This is a genomic window from Kitasatospora sp. NPDC032121, from assembly GCF_055580145.1.
This window is the reverse complement of the sequence record NZ_JBVILX010000035.1, coordinates 12,726-32,473: the sequence shown is the minus strand read 5'-3', so window position 1 is coordinate 32,473 and position 19,748 is coordinate 12,726. Positions and strand designations below refer to the sequence as shown.

16 protein-coding genes and 2 pseudogenes are annotated in these 19,748 nt (G+C 74.9%); 11 read left to right on the top strand and 7 right to left on the bottom strand.

What is annotated here, in order from left to right; genetic code table 11:
* The 5 genes from ACZ5OX_RS38515 to ACZ5OX_RS38495 all read left to right on the top strand — a co-directional run.
* The coding region (locus ACZ5OX_RS38515; protein WP_465636777.1) for a cytochrome P450 at nucleotides 1-1,028 on the top strand (1,028 nt) is incomplete at its 5' end.
* 3 nt (nucleotides 1,029-1,031) lie between these two features.
* Nucleotides 1,032-1,802 (top strand): SRPBCC family protein, encoded by a 771-nt coding sequence (locus ACZ5OX_RS38510; protein ID WP_465636775.1) that lies wholly within the window; start codon nucleotides 1,032-1,034, stop codon nucleotides 1,800-1,802.
* An 8-nt stretch (nucleotides 1,803-1,810) separates the two neighbouring features.
* Nucleotides 1,811-2,011, top strand: a complete 201-nt coding sequence (locus ACZ5OX_RS38505) for a hypothetical protein (protein ID WP_392878928.1) — start codon at nucleotides 1,811-1,813, stop codon at nucleotides 2,009-2,011.
* A gap of 343 nt (nucleotides 2,012-2,354) precedes the next feature.
* The gene (locus tag ACZ5OX_RS38500) at nucleotides 2,355-2,708 is read left to right on the top strand and encodes a hypothetical protein (protein ID WP_465636773.1); all 354 of its coding nucleotides are present in this window, start codon (nucleotides 2,355-2,357) and stop codon (nucleotides 2,706-2,708) included.
* Nucleotides 2,709-2,752: 44 nt separating this feature from the next.
* A complete protein-coding gene (locus ACZ5OX_RS38495) occupies nucleotides 2,753-5,908 on the top strand; it encodes a tetratricopeptide repeat protein (protein ID WP_465636771.1) in 3,156 nt (1,051 codons plus the stop codon).
* Nucleotides 5,909-6,161: 253 nt separating this feature from the next.
* On the opposite strand, the gene ACZ5OX_RS38490 is transcribed toward ACZ5OX_RS38495, so the two are convergent.
* Entirely contained in the window at nucleotides 6,162-7,157 is a 996-nt protein-coding gene (locus ACZ5OX_RS38490; RefSeq protein ID WP_465636769.1) for a LysR family transcriptional regulator, read from the bottom strand.
* A gap of 129 nt (nucleotides 7,158-7,286) precedes the next feature.
* Between ACZ5OX_RS38490 and ACZ5OX_RS38485 the strand changes: the two genes are divergently transcribed.
* Both ACZ5OX_RS38485 and ACZ5OX_RS38480 read left to right on the top strand, forming a co-directional pair.
* On the top strand, nucleotides 7,287-8,042 hold the full coding sequence (locus ACZ5OX_RS38485) for an SDR family oxidoreductase (protein ID WP_465636767.1): 756 nt from the start codon (nucleotides 7,287-7,289) through the stop codon (nucleotides 8,040-8,042).
* Between the two features lie 87 nt (nucleotides 8,043-8,129).
* On the top strand, nucleotides 8,130-8,723 hold the full coding sequence (locus ACZ5OX_RS38480) for an ester cyclase (protein WP_465636765.1): 594 nt from the start codon (nucleotides 8,130-8,132) through the stop codon (nucleotides 8,721-8,723).
* A gap of 128 nt (nucleotides 8,724-8,851) precedes the next feature.
* On the opposite strand, the gene ACZ5OX_RS38475 is transcribed toward ACZ5OX_RS38480, so the two are convergent.
* Nucleotides 8,852-12,460, bottom strand: coding sequence for a hydantoinase B/oxoprolinase family protein (locus tag ACZ5OX_RS38475; protein ID WP_465636764.1), 3,609 nt, complete (start codon nucleotides 12,458-12,460; stop codon nucleotides 8,852-8,854).
* Nucleotides 12,461-12,549: 89 nt separating this feature from the next.
* Here ACZ5OX_RS38475 and ACZ5OX_RS38470 point away from each other — a divergent pair.
* Together ACZ5OX_RS38470 and ACZ5OX_RS38465 are read left to right on the top strand one after the other, a co-directional pair.
* Nucleotides 12,550-13,821 (top strand): annotated as a pseudogene (locus ACZ5OX_RS38470) (Rossmann-fold NAD(P)-binding domain-containing protein).
* 34 nt (nucleotides 13,822-13,855) lie between these two features.
* Nucleotides 13,856-14,635 (top strand): hypothetical protein, encoded by a 780-nt coding sequence (locus ACZ5OX_RS38465; protein WP_465636763.1) that lies wholly within the window; start codon nucleotides 13,856-13,858, stop codon nucleotides 14,633-14,635.
* Here the strand turns inward: ACZ5OX_RS38465 and ACZ5OX_RS38460 are convergent.
* From ACZ5OX_RS38460 to ACZ5OX_RS38450, 3 genes and pseudogenes are all read right to left on the bottom strand, one after another.
* Nucleotides 14,527-15,060, bottom strand: coding sequence for a flavodoxin family protein (locus ACZ5OX_RS38460; RefSeq protein WP_465636761.1), 534 nt, complete (start codon nucleotides 15,058-15,060; stop codon nucleotides 14,527-14,529). The genes ACZ5OX_RS38465 and ACZ5OX_RS38460 overlap by 109 nt on opposite strands.
* Nucleotides 15,061-15,220: 160 nt before the next feature.
* Nucleotides 15,221-15,331: pseudogene (locus tag ACZ5OX_RS38455) on the bottom strand (cation-transporting P-type ATPase); the annotation flags it as partial.
* Nucleotides 15,332-15,343: 12 nt separating this feature from the next.
* The gene (locus ACZ5OX_RS38450; protein ID WP_465636760.1) at nucleotides 15,344-15,586 is read right to left on the bottom strand and encodes a DUF1918 domain-containing protein; all 243 of its coding nucleotides are present in this window, start codon (nucleotides 15,584-15,586) and stop codon (nucleotides 15,344-15,346) included.
* Between the two features lie 239 nt (nucleotides 15,587-15,825).
* Here ACZ5OX_RS38450 and ACZ5OX_RS38445 point away from each other — a divergent pair, with 239 nt between their 5' ends.
* Nucleotides 15,826-16,443, top strand: a complete 618-nt coding sequence (locus ACZ5OX_RS38445; RefSeq protein WP_465636758.1) for an Rv1733c family protein — start codon at nucleotides 15,826-15,828, stop codon at nucleotides 16,441-16,443.
* A gap of 444 nt (nucleotides 16,444-16,887) precedes the next feature.
* On the top strand, nucleotides 16,888-17,988 hold the full coding sequence (locus ACZ5OX_RS38440) for a D-TA family PLP-dependent enzyme (RefSeq protein ID WP_465636756.1): 1,101 nt from the start codon (nucleotides 16,888-16,890) through the stop codon (nucleotides 17,986-17,988).
* Between the two features lie 15 nt (nucleotides 17,989-18,003).
* Here the strand turns inward: ACZ5OX_RS38440 and tgmC are convergent, their stop codons facing one another.
* Both tgmC and ACZ5OX_RS38430 read right to left on the bottom strand, forming a co-directional pair.
* Nucleotides 18,004-19,146, bottom strand: coding sequence for an ATP-grasp peptide maturase system methyltransferase (gene tgmC, locus ACZ5OX_RS38435; protein WP_465636754.1), 1,143 nt, complete (start codon nucleotides 19,144-19,146; stop codon nucleotides 18,004-18,006).
* Entirely contained in the window at nucleotides 19,143-19,592 is a 450-nt protein-coding gene (locus tag ACZ5OX_RS38430) for an MvdC/MvdD family ATP grasp protein (protein ID WP_465636752.1), read from the bottom strand. The genes tgmC and ACZ5OX_RS38430 overlap by 4 nt, the downstream gene beginning before the upstream one ends.
* Between the last annotated feature and the right edge of the window lie 156 nt (nucleotides 19,593-19,748).

Genomic DNA, 19,748 nt, shown 5'->3' with positions numbered 1-19,748 from the left:
CCAACGACCGCGACCGGATGACCCGCGCCTACGAAGCGCTCGGCGGCGACCTCAAGGCGTTCGGCCGGCTCACCGACCGGCTCGGCCGGGTGATGTCCAACACCGACCCGCCGGACCACGCCCGGCTGCGCAAGCTCGCCAACCGGGCCTTCACCGCGCGGCGCGTCGAGGCCCTGCGCGACGGCATCCAGCGGATCGTCGACAGGCTCGTCGACAAGGCGGTCGCGGCCGGGCCGACCATGGATCTGATCGAGGCCGTCGCCGCCCCGCTGCCGATGTCCGTCGTCTGCCGGCTCTTCGGCATCCCGGACGACGACCTCCCGCAGGTCAGGACCTGGTTCCGCCGCTTCGGCCGGCTGAGCGAGGACCTCGACAAGTCCGAGGAGGCGATCGGGCAGTACGAGGAGTACCTCGCCCGCCTCGTCCGGCAACGCCGGGCCGACCCGGGCGACGACCTGATCAGCGCCCTGGTCGCCACCCAGGAGCAGGACGACCGGCTCACCGACTCCGAACTGCTGTCCACCTGCTTCGTCCTGATCACCGCCGGCGACGAGACCACCACCCAGCTGATCGGCAACGGCATGCTGGCCCTGCTGCGCCACCCCGACCAGCTGGCCCGGCTGCGCGCGGACCCGGGGCTGATCCGCGGCGCCGTCGAGGAACTGGCCCGCTACGACACGGTGACCCAGGCGATCGTCCGGGTCGTCGCGGAGGACCTGGAGATCGGCGGGCGGACGCTGCGCGAAGGCGAGCTGGTCTACCTGTTCCTCGGCGCGACCAACCGGGACCCCGAGCGCTTCGAGGACCCCGACCGGCTTGACCTGACCCGACCCGACAACCGCCACCTCAGCTTCGGCAACGGCCCGCACTTCTGCCTCGGCGGCCCGCTGGCCAAGCTCCAGGCGGAGGTGGCGATCGGCACCCTGGTGCGTCGGCTGCCCGAGCTGCGGCTGGCCGACGGGGCGGCGCTGGAGTGGCGGCCCAACCCGCTGCAGCGGCGGCTGAGCGCCCTCCCGGTCAGCTACTGACCCATGACGACGACGAAGGAGACCCCGACCATGGCCCGAGAGTTCGAGGTCCGCAAGGAACAGGACCTGCCCGCGACCCCCGAACAGGTCTGGGCCGCGGTCGCCACCGGCGCCGGCAACCTCGGCTGGCTGTACCCGATGGAGATCGAGCCGCGCGTCGGCGGAAAGGTCACCCGGGCCGAGAGCACCGTCGTGGCGTGGGAGCCCCCACACCACCTCGCCGTCCGGGCGACCCTGGGCGACGAGTTCTCCAACACGCTCAGCTACCGGATCGAGCCGGCCGACGGCGGAACGAGCCACCTGCGGATGGGAATCCACTGGGTGCACCAGGGTGTCTGGGACGAGATCTGGGACCGGAAGGCGGACGCGGCCGAGAAGCACGTCCACTTCTACCAGCACAGCCTCGCCGAGTACCTGCGGCACTTCGCCGGCCGCCCCGCCGTCTACGTCAAGGCCGTGCGCCCCGAACCCACCGCCGACCCGGCCGACTTCGCCGCCCTGCGCCGACGTCTCGGCCTCGCCGAGGACGCGGCCGTCGGCGACCGGCTCGCCCTCCACGCCCCCGGCCGGGACGGCGGCCCGGAGGAGGCGGTCGTGGACTGGCTCAGCCCCGACTTCGTCGGGCTGCGCGGCCCGGACACGCTCTACCGCTTCTTCAACGGCAGCACCTGGAACACGCCGATCTGGCTGGCCCACCACGTGTTCGCCGGGAACACCGACGAGCAGCGGGCCACCGAGGCGTGGACCGCCTGGCTCAACGACACCCAAGCCTAGGACCCCCGATGCGGACCTCCACCGAAACCCTGCTCTACGCCGCCGAACTCGTCGAGGAGAACGGCACCTACACCCTCGTCGTCCAGGACGTGCGGCGGGACACCGTCCAGACCGTCCCGGTCCCCAAATCCATGGTCGACAAGCTCCCGACCTTCCTGTCGGCGCTCGCCGCCAAGCTCAACCCCGCCCCCTCGCGCGGCCGTTGGTAGTTCCGGGACATCCGGGTGCCGGTTCGTCCCCCGCCGGGGACGACCCGGCACCCGGTCCCGCGCCCTGCGGGCGGGATCACTGCCCGGTCGGGCGCCTCCGGGGGCGGCGGCGCCGGCCGAACTGCCGGCGCTCCTGGTCGCGGAGCTGACGCCCGGCCGGCCCCGCACCCCGTGACACCGTCGGCCGGTGCCGAATTCGGAGAATGCCGTCGAAGGACCGACCCGGGCCTGCCACACTGTCGGAAGGACGACGGCCGGGCCGCGCGGGTGGAACCCCGCGCCACGGAAGTTCGTTTCCCACAAGCCGAGTTGCGGGCACGGGCGGCAGGCGGGAAGGGGCGGCATGCCACACGGATGGAAGATCACCGTCATCGTGCTGGGAGCGGTGGGAGTCGTCTCCACGCCGCTGATCTGGCTCCTGAACGGCCCCGACGCGGGGCAGCTGGTCGGTGCGTCCGTCCAGGCCGCCGTGGGAGTCACCGCCCTGGTCTGGGCGCTGCTCCAGCCGTCGGACGGTCGTACGGAGGACACCGTCGTCCAGAGCGGGCAGGCCCGTGCCACCGGTGGCGGGACGGCGGTCAGCGGCATCAGGCGTCGGCAGGGCCGGGGCAACGGCTCGGCGAAGGTCACGCGGTCCGGCGACGCCGTCGCCGAAGGCGAGGGCAGCAGCGCCAACAGCGGCATCGACCACACCTGACCGAACCGGGGACAGCACGGATCGACGGGAGGGGCGGTCGGCGAGTGGCGGACGAAGGCAGGAAGTCGGGGGACTCCACCGGCGAGCAGGTCGAGGTCACCCGGACCGGGCATGCCGAGGCCGGGACGGGGGCCACCGCGACCACCGGCTACCGCGGCTCGGCCGCGGGCTCCGGCCACGGTCCCGTCCGGGTGTCCCGGACCGGGAACGCGACCGCCTCGGAGGGCGCGATCGCCAACACCGGGTACATCGGCCAGGTGACCGTGGTCCAGCAGCGTGGCCCCCGGGAGCCGGCGCCCTGGCCCCACCAGATCGGGGTGCTCCCGCCCCGGGCGCAGTTCTTCCAGCACCGTACCGAGACCGACCGGCTGCTCGCGGCGGTCGACGGCAGTGCCGGCACGGTGCCGTGCCAGGTGCTGACCGGAATGGGCGGAGCCGGCAAGACCCAGCTCGCCGCCGACCACGCCCGAACCGCCCTGCACGACGGCCGCCTCGACGTCCTGGTGTGGGTCACCGCGAGCTCCCGCTCGTCCGTGGTGGCCTCGTACGCCCAGGCCGGCGTCGATCTGTGCGGGGCCGACCCGGACAACCAGGACCAGGCGGCCCGTACCTTCCTCGCCTGGCTCACCGCCAGGAGCGACCGGAATCCGTGCCGGTGGCTGGTCGTCCTCGACGACCTGGCGGACCCCGACGACCTGACCGCCAACCCCGACGACCCCGACCACAGGTACAGCCTGTGGCCGCCCGTCGGTCCGCACGGCCGCACCCTGGTCACCACTCGCCGTCGTGACGCCGCCCTCACCGGCGACGGCCGCCGCCCGGTCGAGGTGGGTCTGTTCACCCCGGCCGAGGCCGTCGCCTACCTCACGACCGCGTTGGCGGCGCGCGGCCGGCACGAACCCGCCGCCCACCTCGCCGACCTCGCCGCCGACCTCGGGCACCTGGCCCTGGCCCTGTCCCAGGCCGCCGCCTACCTCATCGACGCCGCGATTCCCGTCGACTGCACCCCCTGCCCGCACCGCGAAGGGGACTGCCCCGGCTACCGCTCCCTGCTCGCCGACCGTGCCACGGCGCTCGCCGACCTCGCCCCCGACGTCCTGCCCGACCAGCAGAGCGCCGCCCTCGCCGCGGCCTGGTCCCTGTCCCTCGACCGGGCCGACCGGCTCCGCCCGGTCGGACTGGCCCGGCCCATGCTCGAACTGGCCGCACTACTGGACGCCAACGGCATCCCCCAGGCCGTGCTGACCGGCGAGCCCGCCCGCGCCCACCTCGCCGAACACCGCACGTCGAGCGGCCGACCGGCCCACCCGGCGACCGGCCCCGTCACCCCGCGGGACGCGGCACAGGCCCTGCGCGCCCTGCACCGGCTCAGCCTCGTGTCCCACACCCCGGACACCCCGCACCAGGCCGTCCGCGTCCACCAGCTGATCCAGCGCGCGACCCGCGACACCCTCACCCCCGACCACCTGGACCGGTACGCCGTCACGGCCGCCGACGCACTCCTCGGCGCCTGGCCGGAAGTCGACCGGGACACCGGTCTCGCCGGCGTCCTGCGGGCCAACGTCGGAGCCCTCCTCCGGCACCGCGAAGCGGCCCTGTTCCGGCCCGACGCCCACCCCGTCCTCACCAAGGTCGGCACCAGCCTGGGCGAGGCGGGCCAACCCGGCGCCGCCACCGCCCACTTCCGGTACCTGGTCGAGTCCGGCACCCGCTTCCAGGGCCCGGACCACCCGACCACGCTCTCGGCCCGCTTCCTGCACGCCCGCTGGCTGGGGGAGACGGGCGACACGGCCGGCGCGACGACCTCGTACGAACGACTGCTGACCGACAGCGCCCGCGTCCTGGGCCCCGGCCATCCCGACACCCTGCTGACCCATCAGAACCTGGCCTACGCGAGGGGCGAGGCCGGGGACGCACCCGGCGCGGTGGCCGCGTACGAGAAGATCCTCCCCCTCATGCTGCGGCTGCTGGGACCCGACCACCCCGAGGTCTTCGTCACCCGCCAGGAACTCGCCCTCTGGCGCGGGGAAGCGGGAGACGTGACCCGCGCCCTGCACGAGTGCGAACTGATCCTGCGGGACCAGCTACGGGTGCTGGGCCCCGACGCCCCTCGTACCCTCGCCACCCGGTTCGACCTCGCCCGCTGGCTGGGGAACTCCGGGGACCCGGCCGGCGCGCTGCGGGCCTACCGGCAGCTGCTGGCCGACCGGGTCCGCGTACTGGGCCCCCATCACGTCGACACCCTCACCACTCGCAGTCAGATCGCGGTGTGGCGGGGGCACTCCGGGGACTGGGCGGGTGCGGTGGCCGAGTACCGGCAGCTGCTCCCCGAACTGGTCCGGGTGCTGAGCCCGGACCACCCGATCACCCTCAACGCCGTCTACGAGTTCGCCAACGCGCTGGGACGGTCCGGAGACGCGGCCGGCGCGGCGCGCCTGTGCGAGCAGGTCGCCGCCGACCGTTCGCGCGTGCTGGGCGCCTGTCATGCCGACACCCTGAACAGCCGCAGCGGCCTGGCCCTCTGGCGGGCGATGGCCGGGGACTGGGCCGGCGCGCTGGAGGCCTCCGAGAGCCTGGTGGAGGACCAGCTGCGGACACTGGGCCCGCAGCACCCGAACACCCTGGCCACCCGCGGTTTCCTCGCCCAGGTGCGGGCGGAGGGCGACCTGGCCGGGGCGCTGACGGCCCTGGAACACGTCTGCGTCGACATGTGGAAGTCGCTCGGGGGCGAGCATCCGTACACCTTGGCGACCGTGCGCACCTTCGTCGGCCTGCTGCGTCTGGTGGGGAACGGGCCCGGTACCGTCGCCGTCTTCGACGGGATCCTGGCCGAGCGGGAGCGGGACTCGGGCCCTGGCGACCTGCCGCTCGTCGTCATCTGGTGCGAGCTGACCATACGCCTGGCCGAGGCGGGCGCGCCGGCCGAGGCCGCCGCCCTCGGCGCCCCGGTGGCCGAACGGATGGCGAAGGTGCTGGGACCGGACCATCCCGACACCCTCGTCAGCCGGCACAACCTCGCCACGTGCCACGGCCGCGCGGGCGACCCCGCGGGCGCCGCCCGGATCCTCGCCCGTCTGCTGGTCGACCGGGCCCGGGTGCTGGGACCGGACCACCCTGACACCCTCACCACCCAGGCCGAGACGGCCGAGTGGCTGGCCTTGGCCGAGGCCCCGGCCGACGACGGCCCGGCGGACGGGTGACGAACTCCGCCCCGGCCCGCCGCCTCGGGGCGGGCCCGGGCCCGCCCCGCTCCCTCGACTACTCGGGGACGAGTACCGCGACGCCGGTGACCCGGTCGGCGGCGAGGTCGGCGAGCGCGGTGTCGGCCTGCCGCAGGGGGTAGCGGGTCACGTGGACGGCCGGGCGGGTGCGGGCCGCCTCCGCGAGCCACTCGTGCCACCCGCGCCGCCCGGCCCGCGACGTCGGATGTCCGGGGTCAAGTCTGCTGCGTGATCAGGCGTTCGGCGCCGCGCCCGCCGCGCCCACCGCGCCCACCGCGCCCGACGTGCCCGCCGCGTCCGGCCCGTCCGACGCGGCCCCGACCGACCGGCCGGGGCCGGCGGGGTCGACCCGGGCCCGGCGGGCCAGGAGGTCGGCGAAGGCCACGGTGAGCGGGTCCGGGCGGGTGCGGGTGTAGGCGGTCAGGGTGCGCAGGATCGGGGGTGCCGGGCGCAGCAGGGCGCCCTCGAAGTGGGCCGGGACGATGTTGGCGGGCACCAGGGCGGGGCCGAGCCCGGCCGCGGCGAGCAGCGGTGCGGCGGAGGTCTGCTCCGCGCGGATCGCCGCCCTGGGGTGGAAACCGGCCCGGGCGCAGACCTGGTCCAGGAGATCGGCGAGGCCGTTGTCGGGGGCGTAGTGGACCCAGTCGCGGTCGGCGAGTTCGGTCAGTTCGACCGTGCCGGTGGGGCGGTCGGCCAGTGGGTCCTCGGCGGGCAGCACGACGGTGAACTCCTCGACGCCGAGCTCCCGGATCGGCCCTTCCCAGCCGGTCGGCGTGGGCCCGATGGCGAGGTCGGCCCGGCCCGCGAGCATGGCCTCCTGGAGCCGGTCGGTGTGGGCGTACTCGCGCAGCCGGATCCGCACGCCGGGGTGGTGCCGGTGCCAGTCCCTGAGCACCGGCGGCAGGATGCCGAGGCTGACCGAGTAGACGACGGCGACCTCCAGTTCGCCCTCCTCCAGCCCGGCCGTCCGGCGGGCCGCCGTGTGCAGGCGCTCGGCCTCGGCCAGCGCGGCGCGGGCGTGCGGCAGGACCGCCCGGCCCATCGGGGTGAGCCGTACGGAACGCGGCAGCCGTTCCAGCAGCGGGCCGCCGAGGGTGCCCTCCAGGGCGCGGATCTGGTGGGAGAGCGCGGGCTGGGTGACGTGCAGTTGTTCGGCCGCCCGGGTGAACGATCCGGTGTCGACCACGGTGGTCAGGTACTCGAGCTGCCTGAGCGTCGGCGTTGCCATGAACGGATTTTATCGCTGGGGTAGAAAACAAGCCTTGGACTCATCACTGGCGGCCGGGAGAGGGTCGTGGTGTGGCCGCCGCGGGAAACAGCGGGCGGCCTGATTCCCCGACGATCCCAGGAGTTCCCCATGTCCGTTTCCGCCTCCGCACCCGGCACCACGTACCCCCCGGCCTCGCTCCAGGGCCGACGGCTCGTGGTCGTCGGCGCCGGCTCCCGCACCGGGCGGGCCCTGGCCAAGGCGGCCTCGGCGGCCGGCGCCTCCCTGGTGCTGGCGGGCCCGGACTCGCGCAAGCTGGAGTGGACGGCCGGCGAGCTGGCCGGGCCGTCAGAGGTGATCGCCCTCGACATCGCCGACGAGCGGTCGATCGCCGACTTCGCGGCCCGGGCCGGCCGCTTCGACCACCTGGTCTCGACCGCCGCGATGCCCGCCAACGGCCCCCTGCGGGAGCTTGAGGCGGCCGACGTCCAGCGGGCGTTCGCGGCGAAGGTGATCGGCCCCCTGCTGCTGGCCAAGCACCTGGTCGGGCAGGTCGCCGAGAGCGGCTCGTTCACCTTCTTCTCCGGCGTGGCCGCGTGGCGCCCGGCGCCGGCGCGCACGGTGATGGCCACCACCAACGGCGCGCTGGCCTTCCTGGTGCAGGCGCTGGCGGTCGAGATCGCGCCGGTCCGGGTCAACGCCGTCTCCCCCGGCATCGTCGACACCGGCTCCTGGGACGGCCTGGGCGCCGACAAGGAGGCGTTCCTGCGCGGGGTCGCCGAGCGCAATCCGGCCCGGCGCGTAGGCACCCCGGAGGACCTGGTCAAGGCGGTCCTCTACGCCATCGACAACCCGTACGTCACCGGCACGGTGCTGCACGTCGACGGCGGCGGCCGGCTCGCCTGAGCCGCGGCCGCGGCGTCTTCGTCCCCGTCCTTCCCCCGGCACGCCCGGCCCCCGGGCGTGCCCACCCCGATCCGAGGAGCTGTCCCCATGCGCTCGCGCACCCTGATCCGTACCGCCGCCGTCCTGGCGGCCGTGGCCGCCCTGGCGGGCGGCACCGCCGCGGCCGCCCCCGCCCACGACTCCGACCGTGACTGGCCGCAGCGCCTGATCGACCGTTCGCCCGGCCTCGTCCAGCCGAAGGCGCTCACCGCGGACCGCTCCATCGGGGCCCGGCGAGCGGCCCAGGAGGTCCACCTGGCCCAGCAGTTGTACACCTTCTGGAACACCGGGCAGCAGCGCTACCTGGACGCGGCGGTCAGCCCGCGGTTCCGGGACAACACCCTGCCGCCGGGCCGTCCGCAGGGCCCCGCCGGGCCGCTGTTCGCCTCGAGGAACTTCCGCGCCGCGGTGCCGGACCTGACCTGCGAGCTGTCCGACCTCCTCGTCAGCGGCGACAAGATCACCGCCCGGCTGGTCTTCCGCGGCCACTTCACCGGCACCTTCGACGGCGTGCGGGGCCAGGGCCAGCGCGTCGAGTTCAACGCCATCGACATCCAGCACGTCGGCACCGACCGGATCACCGAGGACTGGCACATCGAGGACAACGCGACGCTGCTGGCCCAACTGGGCGTCCACGCCTGACGGCTCGCGGCAGCCGGACGCGTTCACCGGGCGAAGGCGGTCACCGCCTCGGCGGCCCGGCCGGTCCCGCCGCCGACCGGCCGGATCGGGGCAGGCCGGCCGGATCGGCCCGGCCCGGGCGGAACGCCTCAGGCCGGGCTGCCGTGGCCGCCGCCGCCCGGTGTGCGGATCTCCAGGGCGTCCCCGGTGGCGAGCTCGGCGCTCCCGCAGCCGGGCAGCTCCTCGACCGTGCCGTCCGCGCGCAGGACCCGGTTGTCGCCGAGGGCGCCGGGGGAGCCGCCGTCGAGGCCGTACGGGGGGACCCGGCGGTGGCCGGTGAGCAGGCTGACCGTCATGGGCTCGCGGAAGCGCAGCCGGCGCAGCGCGCCGTTGCCGCCGTGGTGGCGCCCGGTGCCGCCGCTGCCGGCGCGGACCGCGAACTCCTCGACCAGGACCGGCAGCCGCCACTCCAGGACCTCGGGGTCGGTGAGGCGGGAGTTGGTCATGTGGGTCTGGACGGCGTCCGCCCCGTCGAAGTCCGGGCCGGCGCCGGAGCCGGAGGCGATGGTCTCGTAGTACTGGTGCTCCGCGTTGCCGAAGCTCAGGTTGTTCATCGTGCCGGAGCCCTCCGCCTGTACGCCGAGTGCGGCGTAGAGGGCGCCGACGATGGCCTGGGAGGTCTCCACGTTCCCGGCGGCGACGGCGGCGGGGTACTCGGGGGCGAGCATGGAGCCGGGCGGCACGACGATCCGCAGCGGGCGCAGGCATCCGTCGTTGAGCGGGATGTCGTCGGCGACGAGCGTGCGGAAGACGTACAGGACGGCGGCGGTGACGACGGCGGAGGGCGCGTTGAGGTTGCCGTCGAGCTGGGGGGAGGTGCCGGTGAAGTCGATGACGGCGCCGCGCTCCCGGCGGTCGACGCGCACCGAGACGGCGATCACCGCGCCCGAGTCGGTCTCGTAGCGGTACGTGCCGTCGGTCAGGCCGTCGACGGCGCGGCGCACCGCCTGTTCGGCGTTGTCCTGGACGTGCCGCATGTAGGCCTGGACGACGTCGAGGCCGAAGTGGTCGATCATCGCGTTGACCTCGTCGACGCCCTTGCGGTTGGCGGCGATCTGGGCGCGCAGGTCGGCGAGGTTGGTGTCCGGGTCGCGGGACGGGTACGGCGCCTCGGTGAGCAGCCGGACGGTCTCCTCCTCGCGCAGCCGCCCGTCCACCACCAGCGGCCAGTTGTCGAAGAGCACGCCCTCCTGGTGGATCTCGCGGCTGTCGGCGGGCATCGAGCCGGGGGCGGTGCCGCCGATCTCGGCGTGGTGGCCGCGGGAGGCGACGAAGAACAGCACGTCCTGCCCGTCCGGGTCGAAGACCGGGGTGACCACGGTGATGTCGGGCAGGTGGGTGCCGCCGTGGTACGGGTCGTTGACGGCGTAGGCGTCGCCCGGGCGCATCCGCGGGCCCTGCCGGCGGAGCACCTCCTTGACGGTGGTGCCCATCGAGCCGAGGTGGACGGGGATGTGCGGGGCGTTGGCGACGAGGTTGCCGTCCGGGTCGAAGAGCGCGCAGGAGAAGTCGAGCCGCTCCTTGATGTTGACCGACTGGGCGGTGGACTCCAGCCGGGCGCCCATCTGTTGGGCGATCGCCATGAAGAGGTTGTTGAAGACCTCCAGCAGCACCGGGTCGGCGGTGGTCGGGACGGCCTCCTCGGCGGTGGCGCCGACCTGTTCGACCAGCAGGTGCCCGGCGGCGGTGACGGTGGCCTTCCACCCGGCGTCCACCACGGTGGTGGCGTTGGCCTCGGCGATCACGGCCGGGCCGGCGACGGTGTCGTCCGCGCGCATCGACTCGCGCTCCAGCAAGGGGACTTGGCTCCACGCGCCGCCGGTGTACAGACGGACGGTGGTGGGTTCGGCCGCGGCGCCGGTGGGTTCGGCCGCGGTACCGGTGGGTTCGGCCGCGGCGCCGGCGGGGGAGAGGGCGTCGAGTGCGGGCTGCTCGGTCAGGCCGGTGCCCTCCACGGCGAGGGCCTCGACCACGAGCGGGCGGTCCATCAGGAAGGAGTAGGTGGCCCGGTGCCGCTCCTCGAACTCGGCCCGCATGCCGGCCGGTTCGCCCAGTGGGACGCCGATCGTGGTGTCGGTGCCCTGGTAGCGCAGCCGGGCCCGGTGCGCCAGCCGGATCCGTTCCCGTGGGACGCCCTGGTCGAGCAGCTCGCCCGTGGCCGTCTCCGCGAGTTCGTCGGCGAGAGCCCGTACCGCGGCCATCTCCTCCTCGGCGAGCGGCCGTTCGACGGCCTGCTCGCGCAGGACGGTGGTGTCGGCCAGGCCGATCCCGAGGGCCGACAGCACCCCGGCCATCGGCGGGACGAGGACGGTGCGGATGCCGAGTGCCTCGGCCACCGGGCAGGCGACCTGCCCTCCCGCGCCGCCGAAGGTGGTCAGGGCGTAGCGGGTGACGTCGTGGCCCTGCTGGACGGAGATCCGCTTGATCGCGTTGGCGATGTCGCCCACCGCGATCCGCAGGAAGCCCTCGGCCGTCTCCTCCGCCGAGCGGCCGCCGATCTCGTCGGCCAGTTCGGTGAACCGGCGCCGGGTCAGGTCGGTGTCGAGCGGCTGGTCGCCGTCCGGCCCGAAGACGCGCGGGAAGTGCCCGGCCTGGATGCGGCCGAGCAGCAGGTTGGCGTCGGTGACGGTCAGCGGCCCGCCACCCCGGTAGCAGGCCGGCCCCGGGTCGGCGCCGGCCGAGTCCGGTCCGACCCGCAGGCGTTCGCCGTCGAAGCGCAGCACCGAGCCGCCGCCCGCGGCGACGGTGTGGATGGCCAGCATCGGCGCCCGCAGCCGGACTCCGGCGACCCGGGTGGTCACCACCCGCTCGTACTCGCCCGCGAAGTGCGACACGTCGGTGGAGGTGCCGCCCATGTCGAAGCCGATCACCCGGTCGTGGCCCGCCAGTTCGGACATCCGCACCATGCCGACGATGCCGCCGGCCGGGCCGGAGAGGATCGCGTCCTTGCCCCGGAAGTGGCCGGCCTCGGCGAGGCCGCCGTTGGACTGCATGAACATCAGCCGGACACCGGCGAGTTCCTCCGCGACCCGGCGGACGTAGCGGCGTAGGCCCGGGTCGAGGTAGGCGTCGACCACGGCGGTGTCCCCGCGCGGCACCAGTTTCATCAGCGGGCTCGCCTCGCTGGACAGCGACACCTGGTGGAAGCCGAGCCGCTCGGCGAGCCGCCCGATCTCCTGCTCGTGGGCGGGGTGCAGATAGCTGTGCAGGCAGACCACCGCGACCGAGCGGATGCCGGCGTCCAGGCAGCCGCGCAGGTCCTCGGCGAGCCGGTCGAGGTCCGGCGGGCGCAGCACCTCGCCGTCGGCGGTGATCCGTTCGTCCACCTCGACCACCCGGGCGTAGAGCGGCTCGGGCAGGACGATCTCGCGGGCGAAGATCTGCGGCCGGTCCTGGTAGCCGATCCGCAGCGCGTCCGCGAAGCCGCGGGTGACGCACAGCGCGGTCGGCTCGCCGGTGCGCTCCAGCAGGGCGTTGGTGGCCACCGTGGTGCCCATCCGGACGGAGTCGACGAGGGCTCCGAGGTCGGCGTCGGGTGGCAGCAGGGCCCGGATCCCGGCCACGGCCGGGTCCCGGTAGCGGGCCGGGTCGTGCGAGAGCAGCTTGCGGGTCAGCAGCCGGCCGTCCGGTGCCAGCGCGACCACGTCGGTGAAGGTTCCGCCCCGGTCCACCCAGAACTGCCAGCCCCTGGCTGCCATGACCGGCTCCCTCCGCCCTGCCGCGTGGCGTTCCGTGTGCGCGTGGCGTTCCGTGTGTGCGTGGCGTTCCGTGTGTGCGTGGCGTCCGGATGCGCGTGGTGGTGCGCGCACGAGTGGCCCCGCGCACGAGTATCCGACCGGGCGAACGACCCGGGCAAACGGGACATACTAGGCGGGAGGGTCGACCCCTGGAGGCAGCGATGACGGCCACGACGGTGGGGGTGCTGCGCGAGACCGTGCCCGGTGAGCGCCGGGTGGCCCTGGTGCCCGACCTCGTCCCGGCCGTCGGGCGACTCGGCGTGACCGTCCTGGTCGAGACCGGAGCCGGTGCACCGGCCGGCCACCAGGACGCGGAGTTCCGCGCCGCGGACGCCGGCGTCACCGGGCGCGCCGAACTGCTGCGCCGTGCCGACGTCCTGCTCGGCATCCACCCGCCGAACCTCGACCCGACGCGCGAGCTGCGGCCCGGGCAGGTGCTGGCCGCGCTGCTGCGGCCGCAGTGGATCCCGTACCTGGTCCGGCAGTGGGCGGACCGCGGAGTGACGGCGATCGGCCTGGACCTGGCGCCCGACCTGCCCGCCGCCTACCCGCTGGACGCCGGGGCCTCCCAAGCCAGGGTGGCCGGATACCGGGCGGTGCTGCTCGCCGCCGGCCGTCTGGACCGCTGCCTGCCGCCCTGGGGCACGACGGACGGTCTGTTCGACCCGGTCCGGGTGCTCGTGGTCGGCGCCGGCCCGGCGGGTCTCCAGGCGATCGACACCGCCCGCCGTCTCGGCGCCCCGGTCGACGCCGTCGAACCGCGCCACCGCGAGCGCGCCGCGGCCGCGGCCCTGGGCGCTCGGCTGTCGGACCTGCCCGGGCTGCGCCCGGTGGCGGAGGAGGGGTAGCTGGGGGAGTCGCTCGACCGGGACCGTTCGGCCTGGTCGGCGGGGCTGGCCGAGGCCGTCCTGCGGTACGACCTCGTGGTGACGGCCCTCGCCCCGCCGGGCCGGCCGCCGCCCGTCCTGCTGCACGGGGCGACGGTGGCACGGCTGCGGCGCGGCTCGGTGCTGGTGGACCTCGCGGCCGGTCCGGAGGGCGGCAACGTCGAGGGCGTCCTGCCGGGCACGACGACGGCGGCGGCGGCCGGGCGCGGGGTCACGGTGATCGGCGCGGAGGACCTCGCGGCGCAGGCGCCCGGAACGGCCTCGCGGGTGTACGCCCACAACGTGCTGGCGCTGCTCGACCGGCTGACGCACACCGGTCGGCCGGGTGCGGATCCCGTACTCGGCCCGATGCTGGTGACCGACCGGGGCGCCGTACGGCACGAACCCACCGCCCGGCTGCTGATGGCGGCGACCGCCGTCGCCGGTCTTCCCTGAGGGGTCCAGACGGCGTGCGAGGGGTTCAGACGGCGTGCGAGAACAGCCCGGCGTGCCGGGCGATCGCCCCGGCGCGGTCGGCGCACTGCTGGTAGCAGCAGGACAGCAGCACGAGGTCGGTGACATCGACCGGATCGCCGCCCTGCTCGCCGAGCAGCAGCTCGTACAGCAGCCGCTGCCGCTGCCCGAGCTCGTGCAGCCGCGTCAGCAGGTCCGCGACGTCCTCCGGCGAGCCCGACTCCAGGGCGTCGGCGGAGCGGGCGACCAGGTCCAGCGCCGCGTCGGCGATCCCGATCAGGGGCGCTCGCAAGCGTTCGTCGAACGGCTCCCGCTCCTGGCGCGCCCAGGCCGCCTCCAGCAGGCGCAGAGCCAGCCGCCCGAGGGCCTCCACCTCGCATCCCACGTGAACGCCGACCACGATCGCGGCCCGGCCGCCGGGCGTCGCGGCGGCGTCCTCCTCGACCCGGGTGAGCAGTTCCGCCAGGGCCTTCTCCGCGGCGGTGATCCCGGCGCCCCCGTCGGCCGGGTCCGTGAGTACGGCCGTCGCGCCGCCCAGCGCGGTGTTCGCCAGCCGCACCAGGCCGGCCAGCTCACCGACCAGGGCGCGGCGCCCGGTGCCTCCGCCGTCGGACATCCCGTCGTCTCCTGTCCTGCGGCCCCTCGACCAGTCTCCCTCCGGCGCGGCGAGGGCGCCTCGGCGCGGGATCAGAGCAGGCTCGCGCCCCAGGCGCGGGCGCGGTCGAGTTCGCCGGTGCGCAGCGGCCCGTCGGTGTCCTCCACGATGAAGCCCTCGGGTTCGACGACCACGTCGTAGCGGTGGTGGGAGAGCCGGTGGGCGATGCCCTTGGCCGCGCCTCCGGCCCGGGGCGTGTCGATCCGGGTGTCGAACGCGGCGGCGTACGTGCCGGACTCGGTCTCCGGAAGGTGGTGGAACCAGGCGCGTAGGCCGGGGCCCTCGGCCGTCTCCCGCGCCTCGGCCGCCTTCTCCTCCGCGCCCTCCTTGTGCCCCTCGGCCGTGGCGGCCATCAGGCGGCTGAGCCCGGAGGACATGCCGCGCAGGTGGGTCGGGCCGCCGACCACCAGCAGGTCCGCGGTCCGGGTGATGTCGGTGTGGGCCTCGGCCACCGGGAGGCATTCGACGGACGCCGCAGGATCGGCCTGGTGCACGCCCTCGGCGATCGCCTCGGCGATCTCCCGGGTGTTGCCGTACATGCTCTCGTACACGATCACGGTGTGCATGGTCTCCACCTTCCGTCCTCTTCAGTCTCACGCCTGAACTCCGCTGCCGAGGTGGGCCGTTCGGCCCGGACCGGAAGGCAGGACGGGCCTGTCCGCGCGGACGGGCGGCGGACGGGCGGAGGCGCGGCCACCCGGGCGGGGGCGCGGCCACCCGGGCCCACAGCGGCACCCGGCGGTCGGCGGCGACCTCGTTGCGGCCGTGCTCGGCGAGCCGTCGGGCGGCCTCGGCATCGGTCAGTCCACGCGTGCGCGGACCGACGGTGACGGTCACGAGGGCGGCCCGTCAGTCGGCGAACAGGTGCGGGTTCGGCGGGACGCGGTCCGGGGTGGCGGGCTCGTGGGCGAAGTGGCGGATCCGGGCGTCCGGCCCGGGAAAGTACTCGGTGACCCGGTCGTCGTCGGACCAGCGGACGTCGTACGGCGGGCTGCCGTCCGGGTGATGCAGGCCGACGATCTCGCCGTCCCTGCGGGCCGCGCCCGGCCGGGTGCCCTGGACGATGATGCGGTCTCCCACGGCGGCTTTCATGCCCGCCTCCCTGGCTCGGTGCGGGGCCCGGGCCGTGGCCCCGGCCGTCCGTACTTCCATGGCACCACCGAACGAGCGTTTCGGCAGGGGCCGGCGGCCCCGTGGCTCGCAGCCCTGGGGCCCCGGCGATCAGGGCCGTCAGGCCCTCGGCGGCGGGCGGCGGGCCCGGGAGACTGATCGGCGAGATCGTCGGCCCGCACCGACGAGACAGAGCCGTTCCGGCACCGAGGAGACGCGTCATGTCCGCCGCAGCCGCCACGCACAGGCGTCCCGCCTCGCACACGACCCTGCGCGGGCACGTGCGCCGGGCCGCCGGCCGGGACCACAACCCGCTCTGCCGGCCGGTCGACCGTGCGTACAGCCGCCTGGTGGCGTCGGCGGTCCTGACGGCGCTCGCCTCCTTCGTCCTGGCGGCGGTGGCGGCGCTGCTCGTCCACCACATGGAGACGGCCGACGCGCGGGACGCCGCCCGCGACCGGCACGTCGTCACCGCCGTGACCACGGGCCCGGCCCAGTCGGTCGACCCGCGTGCGGGCCGCGTGCGGGAGCAGGCCCCGGCCCGCTGGACGTACCCGGTGGGGCCGGAAGCCGGCCACGTCTCCGTGCCGGCGGGCACGCCGGCCGGGACGGCCGTGGCGGTCGGGCTGAACGGCGCCGGACAGCCGGTCGACGCGCCCCGGTCGAGCGAACTGATCGTCGCGGACGCCGTTCTGGTGGGCCTGGGCACGGTCCTGGTGCTCGCGCTCGGGGCGGACGGCTGGTTCGCGCTGCGCCGCCGCCGGCTGGAGCGGCGGGCCGAGCGGGACTGGGAGTCCGCCTGGGAGCAGGTGGAGCCGCGCTGGTCCGGGCGGCGGTGAGCGGGCCGCTTCCGAGGTCGGTATTCCGAGGTCGCGTATTCCGGGACCGCGTCTTCCGAGGGCCCCGTCGCTCAGAGGTGGAAGCACCTGGTCTCGCCGGGCGCGCAGGTCCGGGTGGCGGCGCCGGTGGGCGGGCCAGTCGAGTTCGGCGAGGCGCTCGTAGCCGTCGAACCGGCTCAGGACGCCGTCGTGGAACGGGACGTGCAGAAGCCCCGGTGGCGGACGGTCCACGGGTCCGGCACGTCGGGATACCCCGTGGGCGGGTCTGCTGCCACGACCCGACCTCCGTGCCGACCGGCCTGCCTTCCGGTCTGCGCACGGCGCTGCTGCCTGCCTGCCTACCGACCGGTCCCGGACCCGCACCGAGCCGGCGCGCCGGCATGTGGCAGATTTGCCCGTGCCCGCGCGCCCGCACGGGCATGGTCCGAGACGACGAGGAAGCCGATGACCAGAGTCCCCGAGGACGTCGACACCCCGGACATCGTGGTCGAGCTGGACGTGCTCCGGCGCAACGTCGACCGCATGGCGGCCGGGCTGCGGGCCAAGGGCCTGCGGCTGCGTCCGCACGCCAAGACCCACAAGATGCCGGAGATCGCCGAGTTGCAGCTCGCCGCAGGGGCCGTCGGGCTGACGGTGGCGACCATCGGGGAAGCCGAGGTCTTCGCCGAGCACGGCGCCACCGACCTCTTCATCGCCTATCCGCTCTGGATCGGCCCCCGTCAGGCGGAACGGCTGCGGCGGCTCGCTGCCGGGGCCAGGATCGCGATCGGAGCGGACTCCGCGGAAGCCGTCGGGGCAGCCGGTCGTCAGCTGGGCGCCGCGGCCGGTGACATCGAGGTCCTGGTGGAGATCGACAGCGGCCACCACCGCAGCGGTGTCCTCCCGGCCGCGGCCGTGGCGGTGGCCCGCGCGGCCGCCGCCGCCGGGTTCCGGGTCGGGGGAGTGTTCACGTTCCCGGGCCACGGCTACGCGCCGGACATGCCCGAGCAGGCGGCGCGGGAGGAGGAGCAGGCCCTCGGGCGGGCCGCCGAACTGCTGACCGCCGCGGGATTCGACGTCACCCGGGTGAGCGGCGGCTCCACCCCCACCGCGGAGCTGGCGGGAACCTCGGCGATCACCGAAGTACGGCCGGGCGTCTACGTGTTCGGTGACGCCCAGCAGCTCGAACTCGGACGGTGCGCGATCGCGGACATCGCGCTGACGGTCGCGGCGACCGTCGTCAGCCGTCACGAAGGAGACGGCACCGCACCCCGGCGGATCGTCCTGGACGCGGGCAGCAAGGTCCTCGGCGGCGACCGGCCCGCGTGGGCCACGGGCTTCGGCCGGCTCATGGACGAGCCCGACGCCCGCATCACGGCCCTGTCCGAGCACCACGCCACCGTGGTCTGGCCCGACGGCGGCGACCTGCCCGCCCTCGGCGAGCGGCTGCGGGTGATCCCCAACCACGTCTGCGTGGCGGTCAACCTCGTCGACGACGTCGCGGTCGTCAGCGGCGGCGAGGTCGTGGGCCGCTGGAGCGTCGCCGCACGGGGCCGGAACTCCTAGGAGCCCGGCCTCGGCTCAGATCGGCAGGTCCCAGCCCGGACCGTCCTCCGTACCGATCCACACCCGTTGCCCGGCAGGTGAGACCGTGATCCCGAAGCCCTGCTGGTGCGGCTCGCCGGCCTGCTGCCAGAGGTGTACGGCCTCCTCGACGCGGTCCCACAGCCGCAGCGGGCCCCGCTGGGTGACGGTCCAGCCCCCGTCGGGACAGGGGGTGGTGCGGGCCTGGGAGCCGGTGGCGACGTCGGAGAGGATCTGGGTCGCGCCGCTGCCCATGCGTTCGGCGGAGGGTGCGGCGAGCTGGGCGACCCAGCTGCCGGTCCAGGTGTCGATGACGGCCGGGTCGATCAGGCTCGGCCGTTCGTCGCCGGGCAGCATGGCGACGGTCGAGCGGGGCGGGCGGTCGTGCGGGCGGGCGATCATGAAGCTGGTGTAGCCGGGCAGGAACCGGCCGGTGGCTTCGCCCGGGCCGGTCACGGTGAGCTCCGCCAGGCCCGAGGCGTAGCTCCAGCCGGACAGGGTGACCAGGATGCGCCCGCCCGGCTTCACCTGGTGGAGCCAGGGCATCGGCAGGTAGCGGACCGAGCACGTGGCGATCAGCCGGTCGTAGGCGCCGCCGTCCGGGTCGCCGCGCAGCCCGTCGCCGAGGACGAGGCGGGGCGCGTAGCCGGCCGTCCGCAGGGCGGCGGCGGCGCGTTCGGCGACCTCGGGGTCGTACTCGATGCTGGTGAGGTTGGCGTCCCCGAGCCGGTGTGCGCCGAGGGCGGTCGAGTAGCCGGTCCCGGTGCCGATCTCGAGGACGCGGTGGCCGGTGTCCGTTCCGAGCCGCTGCCACATTCCGAGGACGAGGGAGGGCAGGGTGGAGGAGGACGACGGGGCGCCGACCACCGGTTGCCCGCCCGCGTCGTCCGCTCCGGTGCGACCGTCGAGTTGGGTGATGAGCGTCTGGTCGGTGTAGATCCCCTCCAGCCAGCCGGGGTCTCCCCGCCGCACCGCCCGGTAGCCGGTCGGGTTGCTGCCTTCGACCGGGAGGAAGTACGCCCCGGCGAAGACCTCGCGGGGGACCGCTTCGGCCGCCTTGACCCATGCCGGGTCGGACAGCGCACCGTTCTCGGCGAGGCCGGCCGCCAGGGCGGCGCGCAGCTCTTCGGACGTGCTCATGCGTCAGGGCCTCTCAGTAGCTCGTCGGCGAGGGCGTGGGCGATTTCGTCGGTGGTCCCGGGCGGTTGCCATGCCCACTGGCCGTTGGGGTTGCATTCGAGGAAGGACCAGCTGCCGTCACTCGTCACGGCGAAGTCGAACGCCCCGAACACCAGTCGAAAGTGGCCGAGGTAGCGGACCACGGACCTCGCGACCGGCTCGGGTACGGCGATCGGTGTGCAGGTCATCAGGTCCTGCCGGCGGCGCCAGTCGAGGTCCGGGCTGTCGATCCGCACGCCGAACAGCCGGTCGCCGACGGCGGTCACCCGGACGTCGAACGCCTTGGGAACCCGGGCCTGGAACATGTGCGGGCAGGCCCGGACCGCGTCCGTGATCTCCTGCGACCCGACCTCTCGCACCCACACGGCCCGCGGCTCACCGTCGACGGAGTACGGGGTGTTCCACACGGGCTTGTAGACCGCCCCGGCCGGACGGCCTCATCCTGCCGATGCCCCACGGTACGGGCGTCTGCGTCATGCATCCTCCTCGTATCGATGGTGCCGGTTCACTGGCCATCACTCTGCCGATTCGCGGGGGTGCTTTCAAGCCCGTCCTGGCGGACG

Bases quoted from the DNA above. Each gene is read 5' to 3' on its own strand.
- ACZ5OX_RS38510 (WP_465636775.1), top strand. From the start codon at position 1,032: ATGACGACGACGAAGGAGACCCCGACCATGGCCCGAGAGTTCGAGGTC.
- ACZ5OX_RS38505 (WP_392878928.1), top strand. From the start codon at position 1,811: ATGCGGACCTCCACCGAAACCCTGCTCTACGCCGCCGAACTCGTCGAG.
- ACZ5OX_RS38500 (WP_465636773.1), top strand. From the start codon at position 2,355: ATGCCACACGGATGGAAGATCACCGTCATCGTGCTGGGAGCGGTGGGA.
- ACZ5OX_RS38490 (WP_465636769.1), bottom strand. From the start codon at position 7,157: ATGGCAACGCCGACGCTCAGGCAGCTCGAGTACCTGACCACCGTGGTC.
- ACZ5OX_RS38485 (WP_465636767.1), top strand. From the start codon at position 7,287: ATGTCCGTTTCCGCCTCCGCACCCGGCACCACGTACCCCCCGGCCTCG.
- ACZ5OX_RS38480 (WP_465636765.1), top strand. From the start codon at position 8,130: ATGCGCTCGCGCACCCTGATCCGTACCGCCGCCGTCCTGGCGGCCGTG.
- ACZ5OX_RS38475 (WP_465636764.1), bottom strand. From the start codon at position 12,460: ATGGCAGCCAGGGGCTGGCAGTTCTGGGTGGACCGGGGCGGAACCTTC.
- ACZ5OX_RS38460 (WP_465636761.1), bottom strand. From the start codon at position 15,060: ATGCACACCGTGATCGTGTACGAGAGCATGTACGGCAACACCCGGGAG.
- ACZ5OX_RS38450 (WP_465636760.1), bottom strand. From the start codon at position 15,586: ATGAAAGCCGCCGTGGGAGACCGCATCATCGTCCAGGGCACCCGGCCG.
- ACZ5OX_RS38445 (WP_465636758.1), top strand. From the start codon at position 15,826: ATGTCCGCCGCAGCCGCCACGCACAGGCGTCCCGCCTCGCACACGACC.
- ACZ5OX_RS38440 (WP_465636756.1), top strand. From the start codon at position 16,888: ATGACCAGAGTCCCCGAGGACGTCGACACCCCGGACATCGTGGTCGAG.
- tgmC (WP_465636754.1), bottom strand. From the start codon at position 19,146: ATGAGCACGTCCGAAGAGCTGCGCGCCGCCCTGGCGGCCGGCCTCGCC.